Source organism: Corynebacterium sp. 11A, assembly GCF_008930935.1.
Taxonomy (GTDB): Bacteria; Actinomycetota; Actinomycetes; order Mycobacteriales; family Mycobacteriaceae; genus Corynebacterium; species Corynebacterium megadyptis.
Window position 1 is genome coordinate 19041 of sequence record NZ_PQMR01000006.1, and the last position, 21992, is coordinate 41032.

The window sequence follows — 21992 nt, forward strand, 5'->3', positions numbered from 1 at the left end:
CGTTGCTTTTGTCCGGTGTACTCGGCCTTCACTGGCCCACAGTGGGCCAGCTTACGGTGTGCTGGGGGTGGTGGCAGTAGCGGCGACGGCGACATCGACGCCGAGCGATTCCAGTGGCGGCCGGCTGACACAGGAGTCACGATCGAGCAGGACTCGGGCCACGCTATCGGCGGTATGGGCCAGCTCCTGCAGCGGACGGTGCTTGTGGCGTTTAACCCCTAGGTTCGCCTCGGCGATGGCGGCGGGGCCGAAGCGAGCTGCGATATCGAGCACGATCCCCATTTCCACGCCGAAGTCAATGATGAAGGAGCAGGCGCGGGCACTGGAGCGACGCAAAGCATACTCCCCCGCCAAGGGCTGGGAGATGTGGCCAAGCTCGGGGTGCAGAATCCGCAACATCGGTTTGGCGGTGAGCTCCGTGACGCGGCCACCGCCGTGTGGATCCTCGCCGAATGGTCGCCGATAGGCGGCCTTGACGAGGTGGACCGAGGGATCGGTCAGGGGCGCTACCAAGCGCTGGACGAGATGCGGTGGCGGATTCTGTAAATCGGCGTCCACAAACACCACATAGTCGCCGCGGGCGGCGGCGAGGCCGCGCCAGAGGGCCTCGCCCTTGCCGGGGCGGAGCTCGATAGCGGGATGGATCTCGCGCCAGTTGAGCACCCGTGCTCCCGCGGCGGCGGCACGGGCAGCGGTGCGGTCTTGGGAGTCGGAGTCGATGACGATGATCTCTGTTGGATCATCCTGCTGTACGACCGCGATAACCTGGGCCACGGTGGATTCCTCGTTGAGGGCAGGAATCACCACCGATACGCTGGCGCCGCCGAGGTGCTCGGAACACGTAAGGGGCGGCGCAGACGGAGTCATATGTCTCGTTATATCAGGAGCGAGGCAGCAGCATCGATTCGCGCGCATCTATTTAGCGCGGGGCGCGCCGCCTAGATCAACCCTCGTTGCGCCCACACCGGCGCCATATCGCCGGAAATCGCGGCGACCATGCGGCAGACATCCACGGTATCGCTGACTTGGTGGACCCGAAACGCCGCCACCCCGTGCGCTGCGGCATGCGCTGTGGCCGCGAGGGTGCCAGCCACCCGCTGCTCCACGGCACGGCCAGTGGTCTCGCCCACAAAGTCCTTATTCGACAGCGCCATGAGCACCGGCCAGCCGGTAGCCACGACCTCATCGATGCGGCGCAAAAGCTCAAGTCCGTGATAGGTGTTCTTGCCGAAATCGTGGGTGGGATCAATCAGCACCTTATTCTCCGGCACTCCGCACGCCACGGCCCTTTCGGCGAGGGCACTGGTCTCGGCAATCACGGCGGCCACCACGTCGTCATAGCGCACCCGGTGCGGGCGGGTACGCGGCTGCTGCCCGCCCGTATGGGAGCACACATAGCCCACCTGCTTCTCCCCAGCGAGCTCGACCAGCTCCGAATCCACCCCCGCCCACGTGTCATTAATCAGACTCGCGCCTGCCTCCACGGCGGCACGCGCCACCTCGGTGCGCCAGGTGTCCACCGAAATCGCTATCTCGGGGTGGCGCTCATGGGCGGTGGCAATGATCGGCACCACCCGGTCCACCTCTTCCGCAGCAGACACGAACTCGCCGGGCCCCGCCTTCACCCCACCGATATCGAGAATCGTGGCTCCTTCGCGCACAACGCGGTCGATACGGGCGAGGGCGGCGGCGTCACTAAACGTGGCCCCTTTGTCATAGAAGGAGTCAGGGGTGCGATTGATGATCGCCATCACCGCCGGCAGCGGGCCGGGCCGAAACGCGGAAGACAAAGCGGGCATGAGGATCTCTCTCGTAGGTGCTTGGGACTACCCCAGGGCTAGGCCTGCGGCGCCGCGGGCGGCTCGGTCAAGCCAAACTCGCTGTGCACGCGGATGATGTGCTGCACGGCCTCGTCTATATCGTCGGTGATGATGAAGCGATCGACATCGTCCTCGTCAATAAAGCCCTCTTCGATCACCCGATCCAACATCCACTGTTTCAGCGGGGCCCAGAATTCGGTGCCGATGAGCACTATGGGATAGTTGGTGATCTTGCCCGTCTGGGTGAGCACGAGCGCCTCGAAGAGCTCATCCAAGGTGCCGAAGCCACCGGGCAGGCACACAAACGCCTGGGTGTATTTGAACAGCATGGTCTTGCGCACGAAGAAGTAGCGGAAGTTCAGGCCCAGATCCACCCACTCGTTGAGGTGCTGCTCATGCGGCAGCTCAATGCCCAAACCCACGCTCAGCCCGTCGGCATCGCTGCAGCCGCGGTTCGTGGCCTCCATCAGGCCCGGACCGCCGCCGGTGATCACGGCATAACCGGCCTCGGCGAGCGTCGCGCCGAGCTGCCGGCCCAGTGCGTAATAGGGGTGATCGGGCGCGGTGCGGGCGGAGCCGAATACCGTCACCGCCGGCGGCAACTCCGCCAACGCGCCGAAGCCCTCGACGAACTCGGACTGGATGCGCAACACCCGCCAAGGATCGGTGTGCAGCCAGTCGGCGGCGGCAGAGTGATCCAATAGCCGTTGATCGGTAGTGGACTCCTGCGGAGACTGCTGCCGCATCAATACCGGGCCGCGGAGGCCACGGCGGGGCGAGTCAGGGGTGGTGTCGCTGGTCATATGCTCATCCATTCTTCGCTTGAGACGTCTGTTTTTAGCTGTTCACACTAGCGTTTCGCGCGGCCACAGCGTGGGAGTCCACCACGGGCACACGCAATGCGCTGCCAAGGCTACCCCGCACCACCGCTGTGCGCAGGACGCGGCATTCTGCTTTCATTACACAGTGGCGATGGCGTCCTCAGTAACGCCGTGGGCCGAACCCTGCCCATACTTAAGCCGCGCCAAGCTGAAGGTAGGATGAGATTCATGCTCACACATGGTGCCACTGCAGTGGGAATTGCAAATATCGCGATGGATGGGACTGTTCTCGACACCTGGTATCCCCACCCCGAGCTGATTATGGACGCGGACTCGCACACGATGCCCTCGAGTTCCGGAACTAATCGCCTCGGCGCGCATCGACTGACCCCAAAAATGCTGTCGCTGGTGCGTATCGACGAAGACCGCATGGTAGAGCAGGTGGCGGTGTCCACCACCATCCGCGATCTCTCCCAGCCGCCTCTCGATGCCCACGATGTGTTCCTGCGTCTGCATCTGCTCTCGCACCGCATTGTCCGCCCCCATGAAATCAACATGGATCGCGTGCTCGATCTCCTCTCCACTGTGGTGTGGACCAATAAGGGGCCCTGCCTGCCCGATAATTTCGAGTTCGTGCGCACCTCCCTGCGTTCCCGTGGCCTCATCCACGTCTATGGCGTCGATCGTCTGCCCCGCATGGTCGACTACGTGGTGCCCTCTGGGGTGCGCATCGCTGAGGCCGAGCGCGTCCGCCTCGGCGCCTATCTCGCCCCCGGCACCTCCGTGCTGCGCGAGGGCTTCGTCTCCTTCAACTCCGGCTCGCTGGGGCCGACCAAAATCGAGGGGCGCATGTCCTCCGGCACGGTGATCGGGGAAAACACCCGGGTCGGCTTAGCCGCCACCGTGATGGCTGGGCGCAGCGAAACCAATCCGCGGGTGCCCACCACCATCGGCGAGGACTGCATACTCGGAGTCAGCGCCGGCGTCATCGGGCTCGATCTGGGAGATCACTGCAGCATCGGCAATAACGTAGTGCTGGAGCCACACACCCCCGTGCTCTTCTTCGACGGTGCCCTCCCCCAGCCCGGCGCGTCCATGGAACACGGCCGGTGGGGCACTGCCGCGGACATGGCCGGTGAGCACAACTGGACGGTGCGCTGCGCGGCGAGCGCCGGCACCATCGTCGCCTCCCAGGCGCCGCAGCAGGCGACACCGGGCTATAACAGCTTTAGCTAAGGGGTGTATTGGTCGCCGAAGGGGCAGCATCGCGCCAGCGTGCTACCCCTTATGTGATGGGGCGGCTGGCAGAAAATGTACCGAGCGGTACAGAGTGTAATACGCTAGCTAACCATGACTACCGTGGACACAGCTGAGAATACACTCGGCTCAGGCTTAAAAACCCGCCACCTGACCATGATGGGGCTCGGCTCCGCCATTGGTGCGGGACTCTTCCTTGGCACCGGCGTGGGCATCAAGGCTGCCGGCCCGGCGGTGCTCTTGGCCTATATCGTGGCCGGCATTATCGTGGTATTTGTGATGCAGATGCTGGGCGAGCTATCTGCTGCCCGCCCGCGCTCCGGCTCCTTCTCCGAATATGCGGAAATGGCCTTCGGGCACTGGGCAGGCTTCACGCTCGGCTGGATGTATTGGTTCATGCTCACCATGGTGATGGGCGCGGAGATGACCGGTGCGGCCGCCATCATGGGCTCGTGGTTCGGGGTGGCTCCCTGGATCCCGGCGCTCGTCTGCGTAGTATTCTTCGCTATCGTGAATCTGGCCGCTGTGCGCGGTTTCGGCGAGTTCGAGTTCTGGTTCGCCTTCATCAAGGTCGCCGTGATCATCTTCTTCCTTATCGTCGGCGTGCTCATGATTATGGGCTGGCTGCCCGGCCACGAGGCGGTGGGCTTGACCAATTTCATCGACGCCGGCTTCGCCCCTAATGGCATCTCCGGTATCGCCGCCGGGCTGTTGGCTGTGGCATTCGCCTTCGGCGGTATTGAGATCGTCACCATCGCCGCAGCAGAGTCCGAAAAGCCTCGCGAGTCCATTCGCGTGGCGGTGCGCTCGGTGATCTGGCGTATCTCCGTGTTCTACCTGGGCGCGGTACTGGTGATCACCTTCCTGCTGCCCTACTCCCGTATCGGCGGCGCCGATTCCGCGGCGGATTCTCCCTTCACCATTATTTTGGGCATGGCGAATATCCCCGGCACGGTGGGCTTCATGGAGGCGGTGATTGTGCTCGCACTGCTGTCGGCATTCAACGCCCAGATCTACGCCACCTCGCGCTTCGTCTACTCTTTGGCGCAGCGCGGCTACGCGCCTCAGGTCTTCCGCTCGCTCAGCGGCACTAACCAGGTTCCCACGCTCGCGGTGATCCTCTCGGTGATCTTCGCTTTCGGTTCCGTGGCCCTGCAGTGGTGGAACCCTGCCGGGCTCTTGGAGTTCCTCTTCAACGCTGTCGGCGGCTGCCTCATCGTCATCTGGGGATTCATCGTCGCCAGCTATCTCAAGCTGCACCCGGAGATGGAGCGCAATAAGGAAATCTCGGTCCGCATGTGGGGCTATCCGTGGCTCGGCTGGGTCACCCTCGCCATGCTGGCAGGGCTGACCATTCTCATGCTTTTCGACGCCTCCTCCCGCCCCCAAGTCAGCTCCGTGACGGTACTGACCCTGGCGCTTGTCGCCCTGTCCTTCCTCACGAAGCGTTCGGCGCGAAAGAAGTAACTACGCAGCAGAGTGTGGGGACACAAGCCCTAGGCTGGCCTCCACACGCACCACACCCCGAGACGCCTGATATGCAGGCTGCTCGGGGTGTGGTCTATCTGCTTGAGTTCGCGGAGATGCGGCGACCCAGCTAGACCGGGGCCTGCTCCAGTACGACCCGTGTTTTTCTGAAGGTCCACAGCTTATTCACCACGAAATTCACCGGCATGGCCACCGCCGTACCGGCTAGGGCCGCCCAGTAGAGCTTGGTGCGCAGCCCTGTGGAGCCATCGAAGATATCCGAGGGCAGAGCCACGGGCGATTCCGGGTTGATGAGCAAGGTGGACACTACCTGGGTGACTACCAGCGCCCCGAGCCCGGCGACGAGGAAGGGGATGAACTGCTTCAGCCAGGGAGGCCGGTGCGAGCTGCGGAAGGTCCACATCCGGTTGAGCTGGAAGTTCGACATATTGGCCACCAGGAAGGCGATGGTCAAGATGATGTGGAACCAGCGGATGTGGAACTGGGTGTCTAGCAGGTTCATGGCGGCGTCTTCTTCGTGAATACCGAAGCCGCCGTCGAGGATTTTCTTCACTACCACCACGGTGAGGAAGTTCACCACAACGCCGGAGGCGCCGACAATGCCAAACTTGAGGAATTGCCGGAAATTGCGGCGATAGCGTGAGGCCCCCGAACCGCTGCGCGGCTGGGCTACCTGGTGGTTAGTCACTACTCTCTCCCCTAGCGAATGCCATGTTGAATGCGGCTAAGGCGGGTATCCACCCGCTGGTGTTCATCCAGAGTTTACCCGCTGCATGCCGCAGAATAGGAACCCTGAGTGGCGCCTGGGCGCGGGTTATGGCCTAGGCCGGCGCTCGGCCGAAGCCTCCCGCGAGGCGCCGTGCAGCCGCCTCGATCGCACTATCGCTGGCAGTGATAGATAAGCGCACATGGCTGCGGCATTGCTCGTTATCGCCATAGAAGGTGCCCGGCGCGGTGATAATTCCCAGATCCGCGAAGGCCTCCACGGTCTCTTGGGCGCTGCGCCCTTGAGTGACCCAGAAGTACAACCCAGCATCGGAATAGTCCACCTGCAGCCCCGCGGCGTCGAGGGCGGCGCGCAGCGTCTCGCGGCGGCGGCGATAGACCTCGTACTGCTGCTGCTCATGCTCCTCGCTGCTCAGCGCGCACACCATGGCGTGTTGCACCGCCCAAGGCAGCGATAGGCCACAGTGCTTGCGCACCTCGGCCACCTCGCCCAGCAGGCCGCTGTCGCCGAAGATGAAACCTGCTCGATAGGAGGCCATATTCGAAGTCTTCGACAGCGAATGAATCACGATGAGGTTCTCGAGGCTCTCCCCGCACACCTCGGGGTGGGCGATGGAGCGGGCCCGCCCAGAATAGTCCAAGCCGAGATAGCACTCGTCGGAGGCAATAATCGTCCCAGTCTCGCGCGCCCACGCCACCAGTTCCGTGAGTTCGGCGGCGCTACGGACACGGCCGGTGGGGTTAGATGGCGAGTTGATATAGACGAAGTCCGCATCGGAGGCGATGATATCCGCGACTTCTTCGGCCACCTCGACGCGCGCCCCACACAGCCGGGCGGCGATATCGTAGGTGGGATAGGCGATCGCCGGTACGGCGATGCGGTGGTCGGATCCGAGGCCCAGCAGCCACGGTAGCTGGGCGATGAGTTCTTTGGTGCCAACCACGGGCACAATCGCGGCCGCGGGAACGGGCTGTATCCCATAACGGCGGTGCAGTGACTGCGAGATGGCGTCGATAAGCGCCGGAGTGCCCAGAGTCGGCGGATAGCCGGGATGGGTGGCGTGGGCGCGCAGGGACTCGGCGATGGGTTCGGCCACGGGATCGACCGGCGAGCCCACTGTCAGGTCGATGGCTCCCTCGGGGTGGGCGTGGGCGCGCTCGCTAATGGGCCCGAGGCTATCCCACGGGAAGGCGGGAAGGCGGCGGGCCAAGGGCTGGCGGGAACGCGCGGTCACGATGAGAGCCTCCCTGAACCTTTAAGCCTGGGGAGGTAGCTCGGAGACCAATGGCGGATCGAAGTCCTGGGCGCCGAGCTTGGCAGCGCCGCCGGGCGAGCCGAGGTCATCGAAGAAGGCGGCATTGGCGTCGTTGTAGTCAATCCACTCATCCGGCACATCGTCCTCGTAGAAAATAGCCTCCACGGGACACACCGGCTCGCAGGCGCCGCAGTCCACGCACTCATCCGGGTGGATGTAGAGCGAACGCTTGCCCTCGTAGATGCAGTCCACCGGGCATTCTTCCACGCACGCCCGGTCCATCACGTCGACGCAAGGCTGAGCGATGGTGTACGTCATGTGAGCTAACTCCTGAAAATGTGTGACAACTATGGTTGTGTGGTGTGCGCATCGGGGCGCGGGGGCCGCGGGCTTTTCTGCCACAACGGCATGAGACCGCCCGCGATTCCAGCGGCAAGTAACAACACCGAGCGCAAACTAGACCCGACAAGCATATCCCCAGTCACCGACACCGAAAAAGTTAGGATCATATAACCTGACACCCACACGATCGCCGGTAGTGCCGCCGCGAGCATGTTCTCTGTCCACAGCCGCGCCGTGCGGGTCAGCACCGCCGTGAAGAAGAAGGCGATCACGATGGTGTAGGGAAAAGGAATCGAGTTCCCGCCCGGCAGTGTGATCCATGTGCCCAAATAGACCACCTCCAACAGCACCGACACCAGCGACCCCACCGATAACCACAGGAGGCCACCGGCGATTTCACCGGTGCTGTGCTCGGCGTAGGTGTATCGCTGTGGATGGCTGAGCTTCATCGCTTAGTCCTCCTTCCCACAGTACGGAAGGTGTGCCAGTGCATCCTCGCCGAGCCGATAGACCTCACTCACCCCATCGAGTACATCCGTGACGTCACTCGGCAGCTGTGGCCCCGCACCAATCTGATAGCTCTCGCTCGCCGTCACCGGCTGGGCAATGAGATTCGATAGCGCAAACACAGGAGTATCTGCCGCAGCATGCGCGGGCACCGGGTTGGTGGCGCTCACGGAGCCGTCGGCGATCCAGATCTGGGTAGCGTGGGCCTTCATCGCCGCCACCTTCTGGGCCTGCTCCGCAGGGGTCAGGGCCAAGCGAATATCGGCGTGCTCGACCCGCGCGATCTCCGCATCGGCGCGGCGCCACGTCTGCGGAATGGAGCGGATTCCCGCGAAGCCGGCCTCGAGGTCCTCCTCCAGCGTCACCGCCCAGAGGATGCGGGTGTGCTCCGGGGCGGCCCGGTGGGTGATGGTGTGCGCCGCAATGTGGTCCGGGTGGCCATAGCCGCCATCCGGGCCATAAGTGATCAACAGCTCAGGGCGGTACTCGGCAATGAGTTCCCGCAGCTGCTCGGTGGCCTGATCTAGGTTATTCACCAAGGCCCGCGGGTGCGCCGCGGAAGGATCGCCGGCCATACCGGAGTCTCGCCACTGCCCTGGGGCGCCGAGGTGAATCCCGCGCACCCCGAGGGCCGCCAGCGATTCCTGGAGCTCGCGAATACGGAAACCGCCCAGCTGATCGGAGTGCTCGGCGACTAAGTTCTGGTAGGGATCACCAATCACCTCTCCCTGTTCACCCAAGGTGCAGGTGACCACGATGACATTTGCGCCGCGGCGCGCCAGATGGGCGAGGAGCCCGCCGGTCCAGATGGCCTCATCATCAGGATGGGCGTGGACAGCAAGAACGGTGACGTCACTTAAGGGCGTCTCGGACTGCACAGTGGTGATCATGGGGTTTCGGTGTTCTCCTCAGGGGTGCCGATACGACTGGGGTCTAGGCCTTGGCGCACGCTCCAGCTGGCGGCGCCGGCGAGTCGCCCAGCATAAGGATCAACGGGCCACTCAGCGAAAGTGGAGGCGGGGCCGATAATACGCGCCCCTGCCGCATCAAGGCGGATGGTATAGGACAGCGGATAGGTCAGGATATCGCGATTTTCCACCGCCCGCACCGCCTCGGTGGCGGCGGTGTCATCCACCGCGCCGGCGAGATACTCGCGCAGCGTGGCATCGAGATCGCTATCGCACAGCTGCGTCACGGCCACCCCACACAGATAGCGGGTCGCGAGCCCGATGGGAGTTTGCTCTGTGCGGGAGTGGGTGACGATACCGTCGATATGCCCCTCGGGCATGAGGGTGCTAAAGAGCTCGGCGGTGGTGGAGAGAATCACGTTCACATCGATTCCCTGCTGCGCGGCGAGATCGCTGATGGACCGCGCCGCCGTCACGGCCTCGTCATCGGCGGCATCCACGCCCAAGATTACGGAGCGGCCGCTGGGCAGCGCCTCCGGTTCTATCTCTGGCTGCGGGAACTCGCTGGGATCCGCCAGCCCGAGATGCGTACTGCGGCCGGTGGCGAGCTTGGCCACGAGGGGGGCGTCGATAAGCCTGATGAAACCGGCCCGCTTCGCCGGGGTGTCCAGAGTGGGGGCCGTGGTGTTGAACACCACGTCGAGTCGGCGATGATAGACGCGGGTGGCGGTTTCCACCCTGGGTACGAGCTTCAGGGCGGGTTCGGTGGTCTCCTCCAGCGAGAGATCGGCCAGATCCATTTGGCCGCGGCGCATCATCTCGGCGGCGCTACCGGCCGAGCGAATCTCGCGGAAAATGAGCCTTTCGATCTTCGCGGGCTGCAGTCCCCAGTAGCGATCATTCCGCGACAGCACTACCTCGCCGCGCTGTCTGTCAACGGAGGAGACTTGATAACGCCCACCGGAGACCGGCATGGTATTGGCCAGAACGCGGTCGAATCCATCGGTACCGGTGAGGAAAATATGGCTCGGCAGTAGGTGCGTGAACAACCTCTGCCACTGCTCCACGCGGTGACCAAAGTCCACGGCCACGGACTTGCCGCCATTGCTGACACGAATGCTGGAGATCTGGCGATAGCCAGCGGTGTCAGTCGTGCCCGGGGTGGAGACGATGGATTCCCACAGGTATTGAAAATCGGAGCCGGTGATAGGGGTGCCATCAGACCATTGGGCCGCGGTGCTGATCTGATAGCGCACCGTCTGCACCGCGTCGCCGACCGGTTCAATCTCCTCGGCGCTGGTGAGCAAAGAGGAATTGAGCTCACCGCCGACGAAGGCACTGGGCAACACCAGCGCTGCCATTGATTCCACAAAAGGCGTGGAATCGGCGATCAGGTGCGGGTTAAAACCGTTGAGCAAGGGATCCATGCCCACGATGATCTTGTTCCGCTCAGCGGGATCGATGTCCTCGGGGCGCTCCGGCGGCGTGGAGGAGGACGTGGTACTGATCGTCCGCTCCACTTCCTCCACCGGCGGTGGGCCCGGATTGGCTGCACAGCTGGCAATACTGAGAGCGACGACCACGCTGGTGCAGCAAAGCGAGGCACGGCGAAGCACATTGATCACCCTCATGAGTCTAGCGGCTAGGGCCCCGCGGCCGAGAAGTCGCGCTACTTGTTGCGGGCCTTCTCTCGGGCACGGGCGCGGCCACGGTCGGTGGCAGAGAGAATCACCTTGCGCACGCGAATGCGCTCTGGGGTCACCTCCACGCACTCGTCTTGGCCACAGAACTCCATGGCCTCATCGAGGGAGAGCACATGCGCCTTAGCCAGGGTAAAGGTGGCATCCGCCGTCGCGGAGCGCATATTGGTGAGCTTCTTCTCCTTGGTGATGTTGACGTCCATGTCCTCATCACGGTTGTTCTGCCCCACAACCATGCCCTCGTAGGCCTCCATGCCGGGCTCCACGAAGAACTGGCCACGATCAGCCAGCTGCATCAGCGCATAGGTGGTGACCTGACCGGAGCGATCGGCCACCAAGGAACCGGAGGCGCGATCCTTGATCTCGCCGGCCCAGGGGCGGTAGCCATCCGAGTAGTGATTGGCGATGCCGGTGCCCTTGGTATCGGTCATGAACACGGTACGGAAGCCGATCAAACCGCGGGCGGGCACCTCGAATTCCATGCGTACCCAGTCGCTTCCGGTGGTGTCCATGGACATCATGATTCCCTTGCGGCCGGCTAGCAGCTGGGTCACGGCACCCTGGAATTCGGCGGGCACGTCGATGACCATGTGCTCGAAGGGCTCGTGGATCTTGCCGTCGATGGTCTTGGGCACCACCTGGGGCTTACCCACGGTGAGCTCGAAACCTTCACGGCGCATGGTTTCCACCAGCACGGACAGCGCCATCTCGCCGCGGCCCTGCACCTCCCAGGCGTCGGGACGCTCGGTGGGCAGCACGCGCAGGGAGACGTTACCGATGAGCTCCTGCTCGAGGCGGGCCTTTACCACGCGGGCGGTGAGCTTATCGCCACCGCCGCGACCGGCCATCGGCGAGGTATTAACGCCGATGGTCATGGAGATCGCCGGCTCATCCACGGTGATGCGCGGCAGCGGGGTCGGATTCTCCACATCGGCGAGGGTGTCGCCGATCATCACCTGATCGATACCGGAGATAGCCGCGATATCGCCGGCGATAACCTCCTTGGCGGGCACGCGCTGCATGCCCTCTGTGGAAAGAAGCTCGGCAATTTTGACGGTCTTGGTGTGCTGATTGCCCTCATCGTCGTAGTGAATCCATGCCACCTGCTGGCCCTTCTTCAACACGCCGGCGTGCACGCGCACTAGGCCGATACGGCCCAAGAAAGAAGAGGAGTCCAGGTTGGTCACATGGGCCTGCAGCGGGGCGTTGATATCGGCCGAGGGCTCGGGCAGCACATCGTAGAGCACGTTGAAGAGCTCCTGCAGATCCTTCGCATCCGGCACATTGCCATCACCGGGGTTCTCGGTGGAGGCGGTGCCGGCGCGGCCGGAGGCGTAGAGCACCGGCAGATCCAACAACGTCTCGGCGGCCTGCTGGGCTTCCTCATCCTCGAGGGTGGAGGCCAGCTCGAGCAGCAGGTCCTGGGATTCTTCGACCACCTCGTCGATGCGGGCATCGGGGCGGTCGGTCTTGTTCACGCAGATAATCACCGGCATCTTCGCCGCCAAGGCCTTGCCCAGCACGAAGCGGGTTTGGGGCAGCGGGCCCTCGGAGGCGTCGACGAGCAGCACCACGCCATCGACCATGGACAGCGCACGCTCCACCTCACCGCCGAAGTCGGCGTGGCCGGGGGTGTCGATGACATTAATAATGAGATCTTCGCCATTCTTGCCCTGGCCCACACGCCGAATGGAGGTGTTCTTGGCCAGAATGGTGATGCCTTTTTCCTTCTCCAGGTCACCGGAGTCCATCACCCGATCGGCGATCTCGCCGTGGTCACCGAAGGCGCCGGATTGTTCGAGCATGGCGTTGACGAGGGTGGTTTTGCCGTGGTCAACGTGTGCGACAATGGCGACGTTTCGGAATTCGGTGCGCGCGGTAGTGTTGTTTTCGCTCACGGGCTTGTGTGTACTCCTGCAATATAGATGGTGATCGCGGCGCGCAGACGATGAAGAAGCACGCGCGCCTGTCGCCCACGCGTCATACGTGGGCAACGACTAGCCGAGTGTACCCCCTTTTCCGGCGATACCACATCTTTTAGAGTAGATTGTAACGAAATGGCAACAAAAACCTATCTATTCCGACAGTGACACATCCTCTTATGGCTTCACAGAGTGCGGTAGCTACTGCGGCCGTTGCGCGTGACGACGCCGCCCCGGTGCGGATACCCCGCAGGCCCAGGCCTGCTCCGCCCGCAGCTGCGACGATGATAGTGAACACAGGCCTAGCCTCACTCTGAGAAATGTATTAGTATTGTGACTGTTGTGACTAATGTGGTTTAAGTGAAGTCTGTGGACTAGAGCTTTGTGCCCGTCGCATGTACAGCTTCCAAGAAAGGACACTGAAACCCCGTGAAACTCCGTACCCCGATCGCCGTCGCCTGCGCTGCCGCCCTGACCGTTGGCGCCACGCTTTCCGCCCCGCTGGCCACCGCGCAGACCAGCTCCGATATGACGATTCCCGTCATTACCAATCCGCAGCTGATCGACGATCTCAGCCGCCCCGCCCCTGAGGTGCTGGCTCAGGCCCGCGCTTTCGCCAACCAGCCCTTCATCCCCGAGCAGCTGCGCAACGCCGTGATCGCCGCCGTGGAGTTCTACGAGGGTGGCCACTCCCCCGCGGGTGCGCCGCTGCTGAAGCCGGAGAACACCCCCGAGTTCACCCAGTTCTACTGGCCCACCATCGCTGGCTCCTGCATCGGCGGCGAGCACACCGCCGTGGGCACCGCCATCGCTGTTCCCGGGCCGGCCGATCTGCCGCTGCCGGGTGTTCCCGCCGACGAGGCCGGCTTCGTGTTCACCGCACTTGGCACCCCGGGCCTGGCTGCAGAGCAGCAGGACGCACTCAACGTGCACTGGATGAATATCGACACCCTGCAGTTCGGCACCTCCCGCCTGGGCAATGGCGGCCTCAACCCCGACGGCCCCGCCACCCTCAACGGCACGGCAGCCACCGGCAAGGGCACCATCATCGCCGTTCTCGAGGGCACCGTGAATACCTCCGAGACTGCCTGCCACTTCGCCCCCACCGCCGCGATCTTCACGGTCTAAGAGCAACTGCGCAGGTATCTCATGTCCACCTCCCAGCCCGATGCGCAGGATGGAGGCTCCACTGTGGATCTCCATCCCGTGAAGCAGGAGACCTTTGACGTCTCCGCGCTGACCAACACGGACCCCAAGGGCTACCTGCGCGCGGTGGATACCTACACCGAAACCGACTTCGGGCTGTACATGGCGCGCGGGGCGGATCATCCCCGCTTCGGCTATCTCGAATCGTGGCTGTTGCCCGATCTCGGCCTGCGCGCCAACATCTTTCACTTCCGTCCCGGGGTGGATGTAGACCAAGAGCTCTATATCGACATCGCAGACATCAACCGCGAGGGCTCCACTTGGACCACACGGGATCTCTACGTGGATCTCGTGGCCACCACGGGCACCCCCATCGACGTGCTCGACATCGACGAGCTCGCCGCCGCCACCTCCGCTGGGCTCATCACCGCCTCCGAGGCTGAGCGCGCCATCGATCGCACGCTCACCGCCGTGGAAGGCATCACCCGCTACGGCGATGACGTCCACCAGTGGCTGCGCTCGCGCGGTATCACCCTCGAGTGGGCGGACAACGTCACCCTCACTCCTGCGGGCTGCTCATTCGCTTGACGACGCCACGCTCCACACCGGTAGCCTTGGCGGCATGACCGTGATCTATCACAATCCCCGCTGTTCCAAGTCCCGCGCTGCGCTGCAGTATCTGCGCGATCACGGCATCGAGCCGACCATCGTGCGCTATCTCGAGGACACCCCCGACGAACAGACGCTCCGCAGCCTGCTCGCGGATGCTGGCCTGCGCCCGCATGAGGCTATCCGCACCGGCGAATCCGAGTATGCCGAGCTAGGGCTGAGCCCCGAGACGCCGGAGGATGAACTTATCGCGGCCATGCTCGCCCACCCGACGCTGATCGAACGACCCTTTGTGCGTAGTGCCTCCGGGGTGGTTATTGCTCGCCCCACAGAGAAACTCGAGGAGATCATCGACCCCGCCTGATTCTCCCCTAGATAGCGCCACAAGGGCCGCCGCAGCACGTACTGCGGCGGCCCTTGTGGCGTTGTGGGTGCGGGGCTTACTCCCCTGCTCCGAGCTCGATGCCGAGCCCAGGCACTGAATCGATGAGATTCCGAGTGTAGTCCTGCTGGGCGTGATCGAAGATATCGTCCGCGCTGCCCTGCTCGACTACCTTGCCGTTTTGCATGACCACGATGTCATCGGCAGTCTGGCGCACCACGGCGAGATCGTGAGTGATGAACAGATAGGAGAGATTGAACTCATCCTGAAGCTGCGTCAGCAGCTGCAGAATCTGGTTTTGCACCAGCACGTCCAGGGCGGAGACGGCCTCGTCCAACACGATCACTTCCGGCTGCAGCGCCAAGGCGCGGGCAATAGCGATGCGCTGGCGCTGACCGCCTGAAAGCTCATTAGGGTAGCGGCGCATGGTCGAGCGCGGCAGTTGCACCACATCCAGCAGCTCGGCGACGCGCTTCTCCCGCTGCTCGCGGTTGCCCACCTTGTGTACCTTCAGCGGCTCCTCGATACAGCGGTAGATCGAATACATCGGGTTGAGCGAACCATAGGGGTTCTGGAACACCACCTGGAGCTTGCGGCGCATATCGAAAAGCTCCTTGCGGCCCAAGGTAGACAGATCGGTGCCCTTGTAATACACCTTTCCCTCGGTGGGGTCGAGCAGGTTCAGCACCATGTTCGCCACCGTGGACTTACCCGAGCCGGACTCGCCCACCAGCGCCAAGGTGGTGCCGGTGCGCAGCCCGAAGCTGACATCATCAACAGCCCGCAGTTCTTTCTTAGCGCCGCGCGCGCCGCGAACATCAAAGATCTTGGTGAGGTTCTCCACGCGGATCACCTCGTCCTCTACCTGCGAGTGATCGCTGCTGAGCTTGTCCGTGGACTCCACACCCTGCTGCTGTGCCTGCTGAATGCGGGCGGAGGCCAGCGAGGGGGCGGCGTCGACAAGGCGACGGGTATAGGGGTGCTGCGGGTTGCGCAGAATCTTCAGCGAGGGACCCGACTCCACGATGCGGCCGCGGTGCATCACCACGAGGTGCTCGGCGCGCTCGGCGGCAAGACCCAGATCGTGGGTGATAAACAGCACGGCAGTGCCGAGTTCCTCGGTGAGGGTTCCCAAGTGGTCCAGGATGCGCTTTTGCACCGTCACGTCGAGAGCCGAGGTGGGCTCGTCGGCGATGAGCAGCTTGGGATGCGCGGCCAGGCCCATGGCGATCAGGGCGCGCTGGCGCATACCGCCGGAGAACTCGTGGGGATACTGCTTGGCGCGGCGCTCCGCGTCCGGCAGACCCGCCTCCTCGAGCAGCTCAGCGACTCGCGCGTCGTACTCCTTCGGATCCACCACGTTATTGGCGCGCAAGGATTCCTTGATCTGGGTGCCGATGCGCCACACGGGGTTGAGGTTACTCATCGGGTCCTGCGGCACCAGGCCGATCATCTTGCCCCGGTATTCTTGGCGCTCCTTCTCGGAGACATCGGTGATGTCCTGGCCGTCGAAGGTAATGGAACCGCCGGTGATCTTTCCGGTGCCAGGCAAGAGCCCGAGGATGGACATGGCGGCGGTGGACTTACCGGAGCCGGACTCGCCCACGATCGCCACGGACTGCCCAGGATAGATGGCGAGGTTAATGCCGCGCACGGCGTCCACGGTGCCGGTGGTGGACTCGAAGGAAATCTTGAGATCTTCGAAGGTCAATAGCGGCACGGAACGATCCACCTCGGCGGAGCTATCGGTGCCGGCAGGGGGCGTAGTATTCGTCATAATTATCGCTTCCTTGCCTTCGGATCGAGGGCGTCGCGCACAACGTCACCCATCATGATGAAGCTGAGCACGGTCGTCGCCAGCGCCACAGCCGGGTAGAAGAGCACCATCGGCTGGGTGCGCAGCGAGGCCTGAGCGCGCGAGATGTCGCCACCCCAGGAGACCACCGTCGAGGGCAAACCGATACCCAGGAAGGACAGCGTGGCTTCCGCCACGATGAAGGTACCCAGAGCCACGGTGGCGTAGACGATGATCGGCGCCGCCGCATTGGGCAGGATGTGGCTAAACAGGATCTTGGTGCGCGATGCGCCCAAGGCGCGGGCGGCGGTAACGAACTCTTCATTCTTCACGCTCATCACGGCACCGCGAGTGATGCGGGCGATCGAGGTCCAGCCGAAGAGGCCGAGTACCACGATCACGGTGAATACCGTGCGATGATCCTTAAACATCTGCATCACCACGATGGCAGCCAGCACCAGCGGCAGCGCGAAGAAAACGTCGGTGATACGGGAGAAGATGGAGTCCACGATGCCGCCGAGATAGCCGGCGGTAGCACCGATGAGCACGCCGAGCACCACGACGAACATCGTGGTGAGCACGCCGACGAGCACCGAGGCGCGCGCCCCGTAGATGGTGCGGGCGAAAATGTCACAGCCCTGGCGGTCGAAACCAAAGGGGTGACCATCCGTGGGCCCCTGGAGGGAGTTGGCGAGCTCGCAGGTCTGCGGATCTACGCTGGTAAACAACTGCGGGACCAAAGCGAGCACGATGGCGGCGAGCATGAGTACGGCCGAGGTCCAGAACAGAGGACGGCGACGCAGGTTTTGCCACGCCTCGCCCCACAGGGAGGTCGGTGCGGACTCATCGGCCACCGCGTCGACAGCACCGAGGCCGGTTTCATCCACGGCGTCAACGAAGTGTTCTTGGCCCTTCTTCGTCTCAAAGGCGGGGCCTTGGAGGTTCTTCTCGGGGTTGAGGTGTGCGGGAGATGGTTTAGGCATAGCGAATCCTCGGATCGAGCACGGCGTAGATCAAATCCACGAGCAGGTTGGCCACAATGTAGACGAGCACCAGCACGGTGGTGAAGGACACCACGGTGGCGGGTTCGCCCTTGAGGATGGCTTGGTAAATGGAACCGCCGACACCGTTGATACCGAAGATGCCCTCGGTCACGATGGCGCCACCCATGAGGGCACCGAGATCCGCGCCGAGGAAGGTGGCGACGGGAATCAAGGAATTACGCAACACGTGGCGGCTCATCACCGTGCTGTCCTTCAGGCCCTTGGCGCGGGCGGTACGCACATAGTCGGCGGTGAGATTCTCGCTCACGGACTGCCGCGTCAGGCGCAACACATAGGCGAAGGACACCGCGCCCAGCACGATCGCGGGCATAAGCAGCGCCTCGAAGGACTCATTGGGGCCAACCGTGGTGGGCAATAGCCCCCACTTCACGCCCACCATGAATTGCAGCACGAAGCCGATCACGAAGGTGGGAACGGCAATCACGAGCAGCGACAGCACCAGCACGGTGGAGTCGAAAAAACCACCGCGGCGGATACCAGCGACCACGCCGAAGAGAATGCCGAAGATGGTCTCGAAGGCCAGAGCCATGAAGGCGAGCTTGATGGTCACGGGGAAGGCATTGGCCATCACCGAGGACACAGGCTGGCCAGAGAAGGTGGTGCCAAAGTCAAGAGTAAAGATGCCCTTGATGTAGAGCAGGTATTGGACGAGGAAGGGTTTATCCAGGTTGTACTCTTCCCTGATGCGTTGAGCCGCGGATTCGGATAGTCCACGGTCACCACCTAGGGCTTGCACAGGATCACCCGGCATGAGGAATACGAGCGCATAGATCAGCAGAGTCGCTCCGATAAACACCGGAATCATCTGCAGAACGCGGCGCCCCACATAGCGCAGCATAGGCGAGGACTTTCTAGGTTAGGTAGCGCGGTTGACGCGTCGATCCTCCCGCAAGCCATCACCGCTGGCCGATCCGATTGTCCTGTGATGCACGGGGAGCTCGGGGGTGCAGTGAGACAGGCGAGACTATCGCTTTAAATTACCAAAGCTTCACACACCAGCACCCCTGGCCGCTGCGGATGACACCGTATGAGCGTTGAGAACTGTGACTATTCAGAGCGCAACGTCCTTTCGGAGACTCATCCCAAGGGCACCAGGGGTGCTGGGGATTAAAAGCGAGTGCTGCGCCCGGTAGTGCCGCCCCGCCCGTGGGTACACAAGCTGGGCTGCACCGCCGCAGGCGCAGGCGAGAACAGACTACTTCTTGGTGATCTGCTCGTAGACGGGGACGGACTTCCAGTTGAAGACCACGTTCTCCACGGTGTCGGCGCTGCCGCCGGTGACGTTGGAGTACCACAGCGGGATCGCGGGCAGATCCTTAAGCAGGATCTCCTGGGCCTCGTTGTAGAGCGGGGTGGCTTCTTCCACAGATCCGGCGCCGGCAGCCTCATCGAGCTTGGCGTCGAAGTCCTTGTTGGAGTAGTCACCATCGTTGGAGCTGGCGCCAGTGGCGTACAACGGCCCCAAGAAGTTACCCAGGCCCGGGTAATCAGCCTGCCAGCCAGTACGGAAGGCAGCAGTGATCTCGCGGTTGGTCACCTCATCGCGCAGGGACTTGAAGTCCGGGTAGGGCTTGCCCTGGGCGTTGATGCCGAGCACGTTCTTCAGGGAGTTGGCCGTAGCATCCACCCATGCCTGGTGGCCACCATCGGCGTTATAGGCGATCTCGAAGGTGCCCTCGAAGGGAGCGATCTCATCGGCCTCAGCCCACAGCTCCTTGGCGCGGTCTGGGTTGAAGTTCAGCACCTCTTCGCCCTGGAGATCGGGGTCATAGCCGTCGATCACCGGAGAGGTGAAGTCCTTCGCCGGGGTGCGGGTGCCGAGGAAGATCTTGTCGGTGATCTCATCGCGGTTCACCGCCATCGAGATGGCTTCACGACGCAGCTTTCCCTCCTCACCGCTGAAGTGCTCTAGGCTCTCCGGGATGGTGAAGGACTGGAACACGGCGGCGGGCTGATTCACCGCGCGGTCGCCGAGCTCTTCCTCATAGGTGGAGAAGGCGGAATCCGGCACGGCATCTAGGACATCGAGGTTGCCGGAGAGAAGATCGGCGTACGCGGCGTCCTGCTGCGGGTAGAAGGTGAAGCGCACGCCGTCGTTCTTCGCGGCACGCTCACCGTCGTAGTACTCGTTCGGGACGATGAGGGCGTCCTGCTGGTGGTTCCACTCTTCGAGCTTGTAGGGACCGGAACCCACTGGGGACTCGCCGAAGGCGTCCATGTCCTCGAAGGCGACGTCGGGAAGCGGGAAGAAGGCGGAATAGCCAAGGCGCAGCGGGAAGTCAGACTCGGGCTGCTGCAGCTCAATGGTGAAGGTGTAGTCGTCCTCTACCTTCAGCCCCTCCATCTCGGAGGCGCCGTCTTCATAGCCCATGATGGGCTCGAAGAAGTAGGCGGAGAGCTGCTCGTTCTCCATGGCGTAGTTCCAGGCCTTCACAAAGTTCTCGGCCTTGATCTCGGTGCCGTCGGAGAACTTCTTGCCCTCCTTGAGCTTCACGCGATAGGTCTTATCGCCCTCCAACTCGATGGAGTCGGCGAGATCGTTATGAACTTCACCCTCGGTGTCGTAGTAGACGAGACCGGTGTTAATGAGGTCAATAATGCGGCCACCACCGGTCTCATTGGTGTCAGCCGGAATCAGTGGGTTCTGTGGCTCGGATCCGTTGGCGCGGATGTAATCAGCTCCGCTTCCCCCGCCAGAGCCATTATCATCCGAGCACGCAGCGAGGCCCAGTGTGAGCGACGCGGCGCCAAGGATGGCCAGCGACTTCTTTAGCGTCATGGCGTTAGTTCTCCCATTCGAGGTAGGTCATGCATATGGTGACGTCATCGGTTATGACGATCGCCTTTGCGGCACGTCACATCTTAGTTTGCCTGAGAGCTAAACACGAAAAGTTCTTAGCAAACTGTGTGTTACAACTTAGCTACCTTAACCTCCACCCCTTGTAGGGGGCCGGAAAATATTTCTATAGGTCCCCAGAAACCGCCCTCACACGGGGGTAATTAGCTAGGGTGCGCGGGAAAAGTCCACATCCTGCCACGGCAGCACGGAATGAATATGCCGATCCTCCTGTGCCGCCCACATATCCCAATAGGCCGCATAGCCCGGATCGCGCTCGAGCGCCCGCCGCTTGCGCTCGGCAGCGTCGAGATCGAGGAAGATCGTGGCCACCGGACCGCGCGCTCGGGCGGCCGCAACAGTGGCGGGGGTGATGGCACCGCAGCCTTCCACAATCAGTGGCGCGGTGGCCTTAAGGCTCCGCCACTGCCCTGCCCGCCCCTGCTCCCAGTCCCAGCGGTGGTACCCCGGCGCGATGGGTGCCAACACATCGGTGGCAACGATCGCACCGGCGGCGGCCAGCCCATTCCAGCCCGGGTAGAGATCATCGAGGTGCACCAGCTGGGCGCCGCCACAGTCGGCCAACCATCGCGACAGGGTGGTTTTGCCCGCCCCAGAGCGGCCGTCGATAAGCACAGTGCGTGGCATCTTAAGCCCCGAGGAAACGGAAAGCGCCGCTGGCGATGGACACCCCGAGCGCCACAAAGGAAATGGCCAGACAGGCGAGCAAGATTGCGTAGTCGCGGCCGGACATGGTCGATTCCCGCGCCCAGGTGCGCTCGTGCTCGCTGCCGAAACCGCGGGCTTCCATGGCGGTGGCGAGCTTGGAACCGCGGCGCAGAGCTAGGACGAGCAGGGCGAAGATCTGGCCGAAGAAGCGGGTGACGCGGCCGCGATCGCCGAGCCCGCGCGAGCGGCGCGCCCGCTCTAGGGCCCGCCAGTCGCGTTGGAAAAGACTCATCAAACGCACGCCGGCCACCGAACCGATGACGAAGCGGGCAGGCAGTTTCAGCACTTGGGCCAGCCCATCACCGAAATCGGTGGGATCGACTTTGTAAGAGACGAGCACCACGGGCAGACCGATGGCGAGCACGCGCAGCATGATCGCCAGCGCCAGCTCGAGGGAGTTGTCCGTGATGTGGGCGAAGAGGAAACTGGCATATTCGGTACCTTCAGGCCGGCCATAGAGGGCCATGGAGATACCCGAAATGGGCGTGACAGCCAGAATCGGCCAGCCGCGGCGAGCCAGCTGAAGCCAGGACATCCCGCACAGCGGCGTCACCGCGAGGGTGCAGAGCAGCGCCACCCCGGCCGATACCCAGTCCACGCTGATGAGCAGTGGTGTCGTAAGAAAGAGCACCCCCAGCAGCCGGGTGACGGGATTGGTGCCACGGAGCACGTTCACGCGCGCGC

At 63.1% G+C, this 21992-nt stretch carries 21 protein-coding genes; 5 read left to right on the forward strand and 16 right to left on the reverse strand.

Annotation, left to right across the window (positions count from 1 at the left end; translation table 11 throughout):
- Positions 1–51: 51 nt before the first annotated feature.
- The 3 genes from GBB18_RS05920 to GBB18_RS05930 all read right to left on the reverse strand — a co-directional run bounded on the left by GBB18_RS05920 (position 52) and on the right by GBB18_RS05930 (position 2623).
- The gene (locus tag GBB18_RS05920) at positions 52–867 is read right to left on the reverse strand and encodes a glucosyl-3-phosphoglycerate synthase (protein WP_151641063.1); all 816 of its coding nucleotides are present in this window, start codon (positions 865–867) and stop codon (positions 52–54) included.
- A 71-nt stretch (positions 868–938) separates the two neighbouring features.
- The gene (gene folP, locus GBB18_RS05925) at positions 939–1799 is read right to left on the reverse strand and encodes a dihydropteroate synthase (RefSeq protein WP_192795943.1); all 861 of its coding nucleotides are present in this window, start codon (positions 1797–1799) and stop codon (positions 939–941) included.
- Between the two features lie 38 nt (positions 1800–1837).
- Positions 1838–2623, reverse strand: coding sequence for a TIGR00730 family Rossman fold protein (locus GBB18_RS05930; protein ID WP_151549111.1), 786 nt, complete (start codon positions 2621–2623; stop codon positions 1838–1840).
- Between the two features lie 246 nt (positions 2624–2869).
- Between GBB18_RS05930 and GBB18_RS05935 the strand changes: the two genes are divergently transcribed.
- Together GBB18_RS05935 and GBB18_RS05940 are read left to right on the forward strand one after the other, a co-directional pair.
- Positions 2870–3877: a DapH/DapD/GlmU-related protein gene (locus tag GBB18_RS05935; protein ID WP_151549112.1), complete on the forward strand. Its 1008-nt coding sequence runs from the start codon at positions 2870–2872 to the stop codon at positions 3875–3877.
- Between the two features lie 114 nt (positions 3878–3991).
- Positions 3992–5365, forward strand: coding sequence for an amino acid permease (locus GBB18_RS05940; protein WP_151549113.1), 1374 nt, complete (start codon positions 3992–3994; stop codon positions 5363–5365).
- Between the two features lie 130 nt (positions 5366–5495).
- On the opposite strand, the gene GBB18_RS05945 is transcribed toward GBB18_RS05940, so the two are convergent.
- The 7 genes from GBB18_RS05945 to typA all read right to left on the reverse strand — a co-directional run bounded on the left by GBB18_RS05945 (position 5496) and on the right by typA (position 12723).
- Positions 5496–6074 (reverse strand): GtrA family protein, encoded by a 579-nt coding sequence (locus GBB18_RS05945; RefSeq protein ID WP_151549114.1) that lies wholly within the window; start codon positions 6072–6074, stop codon positions 5496–5498.
- Positions 6075–6207: 133 nt separating this feature from the next.
- Entirely contained in the window at positions 6208–7347 is a 1140-nt protein-coding gene (gene dapC, locus GBB18_RS05950; protein ID WP_192795944.1) for a succinyldiaminopimelate transaminase, read from the reverse strand.
- A 21-nt stretch (positions 7348–7368) separates the two neighbouring features.
- Positions 7369–7686, reverse strand: coding sequence for a ferredoxin (fdxA, locus tag GBB18_RS05955; RefSeq protein ID WP_151549115.1), 318 nt, complete (start codon positions 7684–7686; stop codon positions 7369–7371).
- Between the two features lie 29 nt (positions 7687–7715).
- A complete protein-coding gene (locus tag GBB18_RS05960; RefSeq protein WP_151641064.1) occupies positions 7716–8159 on the reverse strand; it encodes a hypothetical protein in 444 nt (147 codons plus the stop codon).
- 3 nt (positions 8160–8162) lie between these two features.
- A complete protein-coding gene (gene mshB, locus GBB18_RS05965; protein WP_151641065.1) occupies positions 8163–9107 on the reverse strand; it encodes an N-acetyl-1-D-myo-inositol-2-amino-2-deoxy-alpha-D-glucopyranoside deacetylase in 945 nt (314 codons plus the stop codon).
- A complete protein-coding gene (locus GBB18_RS05970; protein ID WP_192795945.1) occupies positions 9104–10750 on the reverse strand; it encodes an ABC transporter family substrate-binding protein in 1647 nt (548 codons plus the stop codon). Before GBB18_RS05970 ends, mshB begins: the two co-directional genes overlap by 4 nt.
- 44 nt (positions 10751–10794) lie before the next feature.
- A complete protein-coding gene (typA, locus tag GBB18_RS05975) occupies positions 10795–12723 on the reverse strand; it encodes a translational GTPase TypA (RefSeq protein ID WP_151641067.1) in 1929 nt (642 codons plus the stop codon).
- A gap of 453 nt (positions 12724–13176) precedes the next feature.
- Here typA and GBB18_RS05980 point away from each other — a divergent pair, with 453 nt between their 5' ends.
- The 3 genes from GBB18_RS05980 to arsC are packed head-to-tail and all read left to right on the forward strand — an operon-like array spanning position 13177 to position 14866.
- A complete protein-coding gene (locus GBB18_RS05980; protein ID WP_151549120.1) occupies positions 13177–13875 on the forward strand; it encodes a hypothetical protein in 699 nt (232 codons plus the stop codon).
- Between the two features lie 21 nt (positions 13876–13896).
- Positions 13897–14481 carry a DUF402 domain-containing protein gene (locus tag GBB18_RS05985; protein WP_151549121.1) on the forward strand — a complete coding sequence of 195 codons (585 nt, stop codon included), beginning with the start codon at positions 13897–13899 and terminating at the stop codon, positions 14479–14481.
- Between the two features lie 34 nt (positions 14482–14515).
- Entirely contained in the window at positions 14516–14866 is a 351-nt protein-coding gene (arsC, locus tag GBB18_RS05990) for an arsenate reductase (glutaredoxin) (RefSeq protein ID WP_151549122.1), read from the forward strand.
- A gap of 76 nt (positions 14867–14942) precedes the next feature.
- Here the strand turns inward: arsC and GBB18_RS05995 are convergent, their stop codons facing one another.
- The 6 genes from GBB18_RS05995 to GBB18_RS06020 all read right to left on the reverse strand — a co-directional run bounded on the left by GBB18_RS05995 (position 14943) and on the right by GBB18_RS06020 (position 21984).
- Entirely contained in the window at positions 14943–16661 is a 1719-nt protein-coding gene (locus GBB18_RS05995; protein ID WP_151549123.1) for an ABC transporter ATP-binding protein, read from the reverse strand.
- Positions 16662–16663: 2 nt separating this feature from the next.
- Positions 16664–17662: an ABC transporter permease gene (locus GBB18_RS06000; protein WP_151549124.1), complete on the reverse strand. Its 999-nt coding sequence runs from the start codon at positions 17660–17662 to the stop codon at positions 16664–16666.
- Entirely contained in the window at positions 17655–18581 is a 927-nt protein-coding gene (locus tag GBB18_RS06005; protein ID WP_151641068.1) for an ABC transporter permease, read from the reverse strand. Before GBB18_RS06005 ends, GBB18_RS06000 begins: the two co-directional genes overlap by 8 nt.
- 357 nt (positions 18582–18938) lie before the next feature.
- A complete protein-coding gene (locus tag GBB18_RS06010; protein ID WP_151641069.1) occupies positions 18939–20522 on the reverse strand; it encodes an ABC transporter substrate-binding protein in 1584 nt (527 codons plus the stop codon).
- 225 nt (positions 20523–20747) lie between these two features.
- Complete coding sequence (locus tag GBB18_RS06015; RefSeq protein ID WP_151641070.1) at positions 20748–21227, reverse strand: hypothetical protein; 480 nt, start codon at positions 21225–21227, stop codon at positions 20748–20750.
- A gap of 1 nt (position 21228) precedes the next feature.
- Complete coding sequence (locus tag GBB18_RS06020; RefSeq protein WP_192795952.1) at positions 21229–21984, reverse strand: energy-coupling factor transporter transmembrane protein EcfT; 756 nt, start codon at positions 21982–21984, stop codon at positions 21229–21231.
- Between the last annotated feature and the right edge of the window lie 8 nt (positions 21985–21992).

Excerpts from the sequence above, each read along its gene's own strand:
- GBB18_RS06005 (WP_151641068.1), bottom strand. The coding sequence starts at position 18,581 with ATGCTGCGCTATGTGGGGCGCCGCGTTCTGCAGATGATTCCGGTGTTT.
- folP (WP_192795943.1), bottom strand. The coding sequence starts at position 1,799 with ATGCCCGCTTTGTCTTCCGCGTTTCGGCCCGGCCCGCTGCCGGCGGTG.
- mshB (WP_151641065.1), bottom strand. The coding sequence starts at position 9,107 with ATGATCACCACTGTGCAGTCCGAGACGCCCTTAAGTGACGTCACCGTT.
- GBB18_RS06015 (WP_151641070.1), bottom strand. The coding sequence starts at position 21,227 with ATGCCACGCACTGTGCTTATCGACGGCCGCTCTGGGGCGGGCAAAACC.
- GBB18_RS05940 (WP_151549113.1), top strand. The coding sequence starts at position 3,992 with ATGACTACCGTGGACACAGCTGAGAATACACTCGGCTCAGGCTTAAAA.
- GBB18_RS05985 (WP_151549121.1), top strand. The coding sequence starts at position 13,897 with ATGTCCACCTCCCAGCCCGATGCGCAGGATGGAGGCTCCACTGTGGAT.
- GBB18_RS06000 (WP_151549124.1), bottom strand. The coding sequence starts at position 17,662 with ATGCCTAAACCATCTCCCGCACACCTCAACCCCGAGAAGAACCTCCAA.
- GBB18_RS05960 (WP_151641064.1), bottom strand. The coding sequence starts at position 8,159 with ATGAAGCTCAGCCATCCACAGCGATACACCTACGCCGAGCACAGCACC.
- GBB18_RS05935 (WP_151549112.1), top strand. The coding sequence starts at position 2,870 with ATGCTCACACATGGTGCCACTGCAGTGGGAATTGCAAATATCGCGATG.
- GBB18_RS05920 (WP_151641063.1), bottom strand. The coding sequence starts at position 867 with ATGACTCCGTCTGCGCCGCCCCTTACGTGTTCCGAGCACCTCGGCGGC.
- fdxA (WP_151549115.1), bottom strand. The coding sequence starts at position 7,686 with ATGACGTACACCATCGCTCAGCCTTGCGTCGACGTGATGGACCGGGCG.
- GBB18_RS06010 (WP_151641069.1), bottom strand. The coding sequence starts at position 20,522 with ATGACGCTAAAGAAGTCGCTGGCCATCCTTGGCGCCGCGTCGCTCACA.
- GBB18_RS05995 (WP_151549123.1), bottom strand. The coding sequence starts at position 16,661 with ATGACGAATACTACGCCCCCTGCCGGCACCGATAGCTCCGCCGAGGTG.
- GBB18_RS05930 (WP_151549111.1), bottom strand. The coding sequence starts at position 2,623 with ATGACCAGCGACACCACCCCTGACTCGCCCCGCCGTGGCCTCCGCGGC.
- arsC (WP_151549122.1), top strand. The coding sequence starts at position 14,516 with ATGACCGTGATCTATCACAATCCCCGCTGTTCCAAGTCCCGCGCTGCG.